The organism is Planctomycetia bacterium (assembly GCA_021413845.1).
Taxonomy (GTDB): Bacteria; Planctomycetota; Planctomycetia; order Pirellulales; family PNKZ01; genus PNKZ01.
In genome coordinates this window covers 44,469-54,641 of sequence record JAIOPP010000015.1, presented here as the reverse complement: position 1 = coordinate 54,641, position 10,173 = coordinate 44,469, and the positions used below count along the sequence as shown (strand labels likewise).

4 protein-coding genes are annotated in these 10,173 nt (G+C 61.0%); 1 reads left to right on the top strand and 3 read right to left on the bottom strand.

Annotation, left to right across the window (positions count from 1 at the left end; translation table 11 throughout):
- Positions 1-477 precede the first annotated feature (477 nt).
- The gene (locus K8U03_03185) at positions 478-1,491 is read left to right on the top strand and encodes a Gfo/Idh/MocA family oxidoreductase (protein ID MCE9603886.1); all 1,014 of its coding nucleotides are present in this window, start codon (positions 478-480) and stop codon (positions 1,489-1,491) included.
- 57 nt (positions 1,492-1,548) lie between these two features.
- On the opposite strand, the gene K8U03_03180 is transcribed toward K8U03_03185, so the two are convergent.
- From K8U03_03180 to K8U03_03170, 3 genes are all read right to left on the bottom strand, one after another.
- Positions 1,549-3,933 carry a leucine-rich repeat domain-containing protein gene (locus K8U03_03180; protein MCE9603885.1) on the bottom strand — a complete coding sequence of 795 codons (2,385 nt, stop codon included), beginning with the start codon at positions 3,931-3,933 and terminating at the stop codon, positions 1,549-1,551.
- A 1,914-nt stretch (positions 3,934-5,847) separates the two neighbouring features.
- Entirely contained in the window at positions 5,848-8,319 is a 2,472-nt protein-coding gene (locus tag K8U03_03175) for a DUF1549 and DUF1553 domain-containing protein (GenBank protein MCE9603884.1), read from the bottom strand.
- Positions 8,316-10,166, bottom strand: a complete 1,851-nt coding sequence (locus K8U03_03170) for a PPC domain-containing protein (protein ID MCE9603883.1) — start codon at positions 10,164-10,166, stop codon at positions 8,316-8,318. Before K8U03_03170 ends, K8U03_03175 begins: the two co-directional genes overlap by 4 nt.
- Positions 10,167-10,173 lie beyond the last annotated feature (7 nt).

The following is a 10,173-nucleotide window of genomic DNA, read 5'->3' as shown; positions in this document are numbered from 1 at the left end:
TCGGGTTGGGAACTGCCGGAAGGAGGCCGAACGTCGGCGTCGCCGGCGCGCGCAACCGCCGCTTCGCCCGCAGACCTCGGAACCTCCAGCTCACGAACTACTTTAAGGCAAGCCGCCTCACCCACAAAGGGTTCCGCTGCGAGTCGCTGCCGAATTTGCTTATGCTGCTTTCGGGGCAGTCGGAACGACCCGAACGGCCGAGATTCTCGTTGTCGCGCTCCCCCCTACGGCGTTTGCCGATCGGGCCCATTTCATCACCTACTTGCACAAGCATTACAATTCATAAAGCCGACTACAGCGACAGGCAAAGCAGAGCATACGACTCTGCCCGGCTCCGAATCGGGAAAGCAGAGTATCGGAAGGGAGATTCGCTTCACGGCGGATCTGCCGCTAGACTTTTCGCAAGCGTGGCCGCGTCGATTTGTCGCGCGGATGCCGCGACGAAGCCTGAGACCTTCTTATGGACGTCTTTCGAATATGAAATTGGCGATCATCGGCTTGAAAGGGAACGCGCGGAACGTGCTCGGCGGAGCGCGCGCGCTGGGGGACGTGGAGGTCGTGGCGATCTCGGAAGCGGATCCGGAGGCGTTGAAGGCGTTCGTCGAGAAGGATCCCTTGCTCGGCGGCGTGCAAACGTATGCCCATTGGCGACAGCTCTTAGAACACACGATGCCCGACGTCTGTTGCGTGGCGGACGAGCCGGGCCTGCGCGCGGAGCAGATCGGGGCGTTGCTCGAGCGCGGCGTGCATGTCGTGGCGGAGAAGCCGCTGGCGACGACGCCGGCCGATTTGGACCGGCTGCGCACCGCTTTCGCCGCGTCGAAGTCGCAGCTCACGATGCTGCTCGAACTGCGGCATCAGGCGAAAAACGTCCGGCTCCGGGAGATCATTCGGCGCGGCGATATCGGCGAGGTATCTCAGGTCTCGACGCAACGTTCTTACATTTGGGGCGAGCGCGCGGAGTGGTTTCGCAGTCGCGAGAGGTTCGGCGGCACCATTCCCTATATCGGGATTCATTCGCTCGACATCATTCGCTGGATCACGGGCTTGGAGTTCACGCAGCTGGCCGCGTTGCACGGCAACATCGGCCGGCCGGAGATGGGCCGAACGGAGAGCCAGGCCTCGATTCTCGCGCAGCTGTCGAACGGAGCGTCGTTCACCGCTCGGCTCGATTATCTGCGGCCCGCCGAGGCGCCGACGAAGGCCGACGAACGGCTCCGGATCGTCGGCTCGAAAGGGATCGTGGAAGTGAACGAAGGGGATGACGCGATCACGCTCATCGCGGGGGGGAAGGTCGAGCGAATTCCCTTCGGCACGACCGAGCCGCTGTTCGCCGAGTTCGCCAAGTTTTTGCGCGGCGGACCCGTGCCGCGCATCACGGCCGACGATTGCTTTTACGCCACCGATCTCGTCTTGCGGGCGCGCGAAGCCGCTGACGAGAAGAAGATGATCACGCTCCCGGCAATGCGCCCTGTGCGCGATGTGAAGTAGACGCGAAGTAGGCGACCGTCGATTGGAAGACGCGGAGCGAAGATAGCGAACGAGCGGTTATTGCGGGAATTCGATGCGGCAGCTGGGGATCGCTTTCTGCAAAGCTTGAGCCCCCGCCGTCGTCATGTTCTTGCTGACTACAACCCGTTGCAGCCGCGTGCGTCCTTCGAGCGTCCGCAGCGTGGCGTCGGTCGTACTCGTATTTCGCAAGGTGAGGTTTTCCAAGTCGGTCAAGCCTCGGAAGTTCGCCATCCCGGAATCGGTAACGGCGCTGCCCGTCACATCCAATGTTCTTACCGAAGAGCTTAGACGCTGAATTTGAAGCAGGCCGGCATCGGTGATCGGAGAATTGAATAAGTTGAGGGAACGTAGTTGCGTGAGCCCGTTCAACTGACTGAACCCGACGCCGGTGATTTGCGTCGAGGTCAGATTCAACGTTCTGAGATTGGTCAGCTCCCTGAAGTTGCTCAAAGCGGCATCGGTGATCTGGCAATAAGAGAACGTCAGGTTTTGAAGATTGACGAGGCCGCGCACGTGGATCGTGTCTTCGTCGGTAAGCGGCGTATTTAAGAAACTCAAGCTCTCGAGATTTTGAAGTCCTCTGAGTACCCGCAGGGCTCTGGAGTCGACTCGGATATGGATGCTCAGCGACCGTAAATTCGGAATCGAGAGCAAGGGTATGAGGTCGTTTTCTTCGACCGGATCCGCGACCCCCCCCATATTCATGAAGGTCACGCTTTCGATCGTGAATTTATCGGCCGGCAGAATCCCGCGCGGCGTTACGCTGAAGTAGTTCCACGAGCCGGACGGGGTCGGTATTCGCAGATTGACGGTGCCGCCGGACGCGATGAGGGCTTGCGCGATTTGGCGTTCGTCGACGGGCGCGCCGTTGCGGGCTGCCGTGTTCGTCGTGGTGCGGCGAACGGTCGAGGTCGGGTCGCCGAAGTTGCGATTCGGCATGGCATTCGTCGAGGTGTCGTTCGAGGCGAGCGACGAAGCTTGCACGAAGCCGGGCAAGGTCGTGGCGGGAATTTTTCTCGCGGCCACGGTCGTGTTCAGTTCGGTGCGACGCTTCTCGACTCGCGTCTTCGGCAGACCGGTCAGGAGGGGCCCGGCCAACTCGTACCAATATTGAGCGGCGGCGAGAAACTCGGATTTTTGCGGGGGCTTCGCGGCTTGCGCGGCGTCCCACCAAGCGTCGCCCGCGGCGGCTTGCGCCGTGGGGTTGTTCATGTCGCCGATGCTTTTGGCCGCGAGCTTGACCAACAATTCATCGCCGCTTTTCGCATACAACGGAAACGCGCTCGCCCAGTCTTCCGCGACCAGCGCTTGATAACGAGCGACCGCGAGGTTCGCTGCGGCGTCGTCCGGATTCGCTTTGAGCGTGTCGGCCAGGGCTTTCAACGCCGGCCACTCGGTTTGTCGTGCGGCCAAAGCCGTGTTCTTTTCCATCATCAGCTTGACCGACGCGGCGGAGTTCGGAATGCGGCGGGCCGTCGTGAGACCGAATTCGCCGTAGTGTTTCGCATCGTCGAAGCGCGCATCCATGACCGCTTGGTCGAAGCGCGCATTGGCTTCCTTGAACAATTGCTGGATCGTCGCCGACTCGATCCGCGGACGCTTTTGCAACGCGGTCCAGGCGTCGATGAGCGTCGTCACTTCGTTGACGTCGTACTCTTCGACCAGCGGCGTCAGCGCATCGCGGAGCGTTTCGAGCGACGAGGCCTCGGTCGCCAGCGCGCGGGCCTCGCTGAGCAAGAGATAGCGCGAGGTCGGATCGTCGAACGTTTGCTTCGCTTGCTCGAGCAACTTCACCGCCAACGCTCCCTTTTGATCCGGAGTTTTCGCTGCCGTATAGTCGTCGGCGAAGATTTCCTTGATCGTTTTGAGCGCCGCCTGTTGGGCATCGGTAGCAGGCACCGCGAGCTTCTTCGGTCCGCTGCTCGCACCAGTCGCAACGTCGACCGCCGTCGAAGGCATGGTCGTAGATGTCGTGGTGGAAGTTGTTGCAGTAGATGGCGTTCCGGTCGTGGTAGTCGAAGTGGTCGGCGTTTCCGATGTCGGCGTTCCTGCGGCGATGATCGCTTGGTCGATCGTCGACCTGGCGGCGACCGACGTTCCGGTCGGCGGCGACTTAAACGTCAGCGTGACCGACGGAGAAGAACTCGGCCCCCCCTCGAGTATGCCGCCGGTCCAAGTGATTCGGCAGTTGGGAATCTTCTTATGAAGCTCGCGCGCAGCCGCTCCCGTCGCCTTCGTGTTGTTCAACATCAGCGAAGTGAGCCTTCGCAAAGTATCGAGCTTTTGCACGCCGGCGTCGGTAATGCGATCGGCGCCGCCATTGAGATTTAAGACGTGGAGCGTGGTCAGCGTCTTGATCGTATCCAGACCTGCATCCGAGACCGACGTGTAATAAAGGTCGAGCGAATAGAGGTGCGCCAAGCCGAGAAAACTCTCCAGATCCTTGTCGGTCGCTTGGCTCCGATTCAGATTGATGGAGTTGACGGCAAACTGATAGGTAGGAAGGTTCGCGAGACTTTGAACTTGAACGCCGGACCTGTTGGGAGCCATGACGAAGACGCTCCCCCCCAACTCCAACACTTTGATCGCCGCTCGGCGTTCGATCTCCGGATCGGCGACTCGAACTTCCGGAGTGCTGGTCACGACCCCTGTGAAGACCGGTGGACTGTTCACTCGCGGCGGCGAATTCGAATTGGAGTTCGTCGTGTTCGACGTCGATGTCACGTTGGAAATGGATACCGAGGGAGGGGGCGAGGTCGCAGCGCGCGTTGCGGAAGGAGGCGATTCCGACGACGACGACGGCGGCGCTGCCTGCGCCGATGAGCAGCGGCGCGTTGGATTTCTTCGTAGTCTTCGGCACCACCGCGGCCTTCGAGAGGACACCGGGCCCGATCGTGGTCGAGGGGGGAAGCGACTGGCCGAACGTCTGAGGCGGAAACGACATCGCGGGAGCGGGCGCTTCCTGTGACACGGCGTAACCGCCGCCGCCGCTGCCGTCGGCTGCGTAGTCGAGTTCCGCCAACGTGTCGGCGACCTCTTGCATCGTCGGCCGATCGGTCGGGCTCTTGGCGAGCATGCGGGTCAGCAGCAAGTCGAGGGCCGGGGGCGCTTCGGGCCGGAGCTTGCGGACGGTCGGGATCGGATGCTCGCGATGCGCGAGAATCTTCTCGACGAGCGTCTGGCCGCCGTAGACCGGCTCGCCGGTGAGGACGCGATAGAAGGTGCAGCCGAGGCCGTAGACGTCGGACTTCGCGTCGGCATGATGCGTGTTGAGCGCTTGCTCGGGGGCCATGTAGTCGACCGTGCCCATCACGTTGCCGGTCTGCGTGAGCTCCCCTTCGTGCAGCGCGCCGCCGACCGCGCCGTCTTCGAAACGGGCCAGGCCCATGTCGAGCACCTTCACCGTGCCGCTCTTATCGAGCAGCAAGTTGCCGGGCTTCACGTCCCGATGGACGACCCCTTTGGCATGCGCGGCGGCGAAGCCTCGCGCGGCTTGCTCGATGAAGCCGCACGCTTGCTTGATTTCGAACTTCACGTGCTGCCGCAACATGGCCGAGAGGTCGCACCCTTCGACGTATTCCATGACGAGATAGCGCGCGCCGTCTTGCACGCCGGCGTCGTAGGCATGCACGATGTTCGGATGCGTGAGCTTGGCTGCCGCGCGGACTTCGCGCTCGAACCGCTTGATCGCATCCGCGCTTTTGATCGCCGCTTGCGACATGACCTTGAGCGCAACGATGCGGTCCATCCGCAAGTGTCGCGCTTTGAAGACCTGGCCCATCCCGCCGGCGCCGATCCGATCGAGCACCAGATACTCGCCGTAGATCCCGCCGGCGCCGATCCGATCGAGCACCAGATACTCGCCGTAGACCAGCGACTTCCCTTTGCCTTGGTAAATCGCGGCCGCTTGGTACTTCGTCAGCTTCTCTTGTTGCACCAAGAGCTTCGCCAGGGCTTGCGCGTCGTCCAACTCTACTTGCGGATTATTTTTTACGACCGTCGTCACTTCGTCCGAAGAGACGATACCGACGGTTGTGATGAACTCGACGAAGTCGGTGCGATTCATAAATGAAAACCGCTAGGCGTGAGTAGTTGCGCGATTCGCTACGAGCGTGTTTGCTGCCTCGGCGAAGCTGATACTGCGGTGCTGATGCAACGGGCGGGGGGGCACCGCTCTAGGTTACATAGATTTAGGGGTGCCGGCTAGCGGATCTCGATAATTCAACCCCCTGCGGAATTCCCCCGCCCGCCGGCTCTCCATCGCGCCGAATAACACGCTCGATCGGCCAATATCGCATCGGGAACGGAGGTAGTGCCGGCGTGGTTGTAATCGCGTCAGTGATTGAAGAGGAATTCCTGACTATTCAGGAAAGCCCAAGCTAGGTCGAGAAATCCTTCTCTGGGCTGAGTCGCTCGGCGCAAATAGTCTTCGGCGGATTTGAGTTCGCTCCGTGTCGCAGAGCGCGAGAGAATACGCAAATACAATTCCTCGATCTTTTGCGAGTCCGGGCCGGCTTGCTTCCATAGTTCTTGAATAGCTCCCTGCTCGGAGCGTAGTTTCGTCTCTACCGTCGTTCCGTTCATCAAGTGCAGGCTCTGAGAGAGCGTCGTTTCCGCCGTGCGCTCGCAAGTGCAAGCCGTGACTCTGCGGACGGGGCGACCGAATGTTTCGAGGAAGCGCGAGCCCGTATTCAGCGGTGCCCATTGCGCTGCCCGTGTTCCTTGGGGTGCGCCGGGAATTTCCTCTTCGATGCCGGTCGCTAGCGATAAGGCATCGAGCAATTGCTCGGCGGTAAGCCTTCGCAACGGGGCGTGCGAAAAGTTCATCAAGTCATCGGCGTTCGTGGCGTTTGCGCTCGAACTCGCTTGATAAGCGTGTGAGTTAAGAATGACTCGCGCTAGGTGTTTGAAGTCGTACCGATGTTCGATCATTTCGTCGGCTAAGGCATCCAACAACGGTTCGTTCACCGGAGGATTGCTGAACCGCATATCGTCGACCGGTTCGACGATACCGCGGCCGAGATACTTGCCCCAAACTCGATTCGCGATCGCACGGGCCGTCCAGCGGCGGGCGGGCCCGAGCATCCAATCAGCCAGCGCTTCGCGATAGTCCTTAGTCGCGGCGACTTCGACCACGGAGCCATCGAGGTGCCGCAATGCATCTCGTTTGGTTTGGAGCCACGGCAGAAACTTATCGGGCGGAACGAGCGTCTGACCATCGACGTAGAACCGCGGCCCGTCCTTCTTGATCGTGTTGGTGAAGAAGCGAGCCAATGAGTTGTAGTCGTGTTGCGTCCAAACATCGAATGGATGATCGTGGCATTGTGCGCATTGCACGCGCATTCCGAGAAACGCTTGCGGGATCGCCTCGACCCGGGGAATGCTGAAGCCGAACGCGGCCGGCGGCGAATCGATCACGCTTCCCTTGCCCGCTACGATCTCCCGCAGAAAGCGATCGTAGGGGAGGTTTTGATTGAACGCGTCTCGCAGCCAGCCATACAAAGCCCACATGCCGCTCCGACCGACGGACGCACCCGACTCGGTCGCGCCGGAGAGCTCGAGCCAGTACAGCGCCCATTGCTCGCCGAATTGATCGTCGGCCAGGAGTTGATCGATCTTCCGTGCCCGTTTGTCTAGGCTGCGATCGGCGAGGAACGTGCGAACGTCTTCGCTCGTCGGGGGGACGCCGATCGTATCGATGCTCACGCGTCGGAGAAATTCGACATCGGTCGACAGCTCGGACGGAAGCACTTGGATGGCGCGCAGTTTACGAAACACATGCTCATCGATGAAATTGTGCGCAGTTAAATCCTTCCAAACGAACTCGGGCTTGCGACGAATGACGAGAACTCGACTGAGCGCCATCTTTCCCAGGAAGCGAATCAATACGGCGGTCTCTCCTTCGCGCTCGGCAGTGACACGCCCTTGCTCATCGACGCGAGCGACGCCGTCGTCGTTGGTGAGTTCGTAGATCGCTTGAGCCGTGACGTCGCGAGTGGCGCCATCGGCGAAGTAGGCGCGAACGATGAGTTGTTGCGTCAGTCCCGGTTGGGCGAAGAGTCGATCGCCGGGGAGGACTTCGAGCCTTTCCAGTTTGGCTGCGCGCCCGAGGTCTTCCTGCGCGCCGTCGTTGATCCACTGCCGCAGCAACGCGACGGACTCCGAGCCGGGCTCAAGCCGTCGGCCTCCGCCGTGGGGCAACTCGCCCATCGGTTTGCGAAGAATCAGGCTCTGCTCGGGCGATTGCAAGTCGATTCGGCGGCCGAAATGCTGACGCAGCAGCGATTGGTGATCGGCCGCTGGATCGTATCCGCGCAAGCTCAGCTTGAATCCCCCTTTGCCCGACGCATGCCCATGACATGCCCCGGCGTTGCAGCCCGACTTACCGAGCACGGCCATCACGTCGTTGACGAAGCTGACGGGCTGCGACTGCGCAAGAGCATCGACCGAGATCGAACACTCGACGGCGGCGTCTCCTACCTGCGCCGTGAGTTGCGCAGCGCCGAGATGGAGCGGACGAACGACGCCGGTTGAATCAATGCTCACTGCGTCCGAGCCGGTCTGCCACTGCGCGAGTTGCGATACGTCGTATTCATAGCCGTTTCGATCGGTCGCCATGACGACCAGTTGTTGCCGGCTGCGCCGATCGCGCAGCACGATCTTGTCGGGCAGAATCTTGAGCCGCACGATGTCCGTGGGCATGTTGGGGATCGCAACCATCGGCGGCGGAGCGCCGCGGGCGCCGCTTGCGATCACCAGTAAAAACGCCAACGCCGGCAATAGAGGAAGTCGTGCTCGGGAAATCATTTCACGGTTCCCTTAGAAACGGGTTCCTCAGAGGCAGGCTTCGCCGAAACGGTTTGCGGATCGAGCACAAGGCAAGTGAGTTGCCGCGAGACGTAATTCCATTTCATGTTTCCGAACGCCGGCTCGCAGAGGAATAGTCGTCGTTCGGCAACCCGAAAAATCTTCGTGCCGTCGTCGCGCAAGGCTTCGCCGATGATCGTCAGCTCGAACGGAGTTCGCGGAGCATTGTCTGCGGCGAGAACCGTGAGCGCTCCTTCGGTCTTGCCTGCGGCGATCGTGATCGACTCGATCGTAATGCCGGGTGGAGCGTTGAGGCAGCGAACCGTGATCGGACCCGTGAAGCCCTGTAGAGGGCCGAAATGGTAGGGAGCCTGTTCGGGTCCGCGCGCAACGCTGATCGGGAGCGTCTCGGTTTTGCCGAGGCGTAGGTTGAGCGTGTCGGCCCGATCGTAAAGTCGCGACTTGTCGTTCTCCGAGCGGAAATTCTCCTTGCCGAGCGAGAGGAGAAAGTCAGGGCCGCCGGTTTCGATCGTCAACCGGTACGGATACTCGCGCCCACCGCGACCGAAGACATCCCGCAACGAGACGACCACCGAGGTCACGCCGGCCGGCACTTCGAACCAGAGGCCCGGGTCGACGTTGCCCCGTAAGTGCATGTCGTTGTTCTGTGCCAGGAGCTTCTTGCCGAGCGGATCGTAAGCCAGCAAGTGACCGTCCAACGGAGAGCCGAGATAATAGGCATCGACCACGGCCCGAATCTTTTGCCCCGGCTTGACCTTCAAGAGGTAACTGTCTTGCTCCTCCGGCTGTTCGATCCGACCGTTGATGGTCGTCGGCCAGTCGACGTGTCGGGCATCGATGCTCTGATCCGTTACGCTCGAAAGGTCGGCTTCCAATACCTCGGGATGCTCCCCGGCGGCGAGAGGCCAAGGGAGCGAGCCCGGAAAATCGTCCAGCGGCATCCGCCAATAGTCGACGATCGGGTTTGCAGGAACTCGCGTCTCGATCATCGTTTGCTCGCCATCGCGATCGAACACCGCGACCCGAATCGGCTCGCCCCGTCGTCCGCCGAGCGGGAACACCGTGCGAACGTAGTTCATCGGCCCGATCTTTACGTTGTAGTGATTCGTCCAGCCGACGTTGTTGTAGTCGGCATCGTGAACTTTTAGAAAATATTCGCCTGCCGTCGGAAACGTGTAGTCGATCCGTTCGTCTTCAAACATGCCGGGCGTTCCCTCCGCGGTCGCGAGCATGTGCCTGTGTGCGTCGTAGAGCGACATGCGTAGATCGGGCGAAAGGCCGAGCTGGCGTGTCTGCGTGACGAACGTAAGACGCTGACCTGCGACGGCGGAAAAGCGAAACAGTTCCGTATCGCGCGCCGGATGGTCGAGCGGACCCGTCACGACGACGGGGACCTCGATACGTTGAGCTTGCTCCTCGCGATCGTTCGGTTCCTGCTCGACGACCACCGGCATGTCCGAGACAGCCGTAAGACGGAGGTTCGAGATTCCTTCCGTCGTCCGCAGCCGGATCGGATGAACTCCCAGCAAGGCATCGGGCGCAGGGGTCACCGAGAAGCTGGGGCTGCTATCCGACGCGGACGTTTCGCGCACCTCTGCGGCAAACGGCAATACAAGTTGTGCTTTCGGCCCCATGTTCTTGCCGAAGCAACGGACGATGGTCGTCTTGCCGCGAGTGAAATGCTGGGGGACGATCAAATCGAGCTCGGGAGGAGCGGCCATCGCAATGAGCGCATGGCCGAAAGTGGTAAACAGGAATAGCGGCGCGACCGATGCCTCAAGCAGCGGATGAAAAATGCCGCCTACTTTGGCGATCGCCGGCAACATAAGCCAT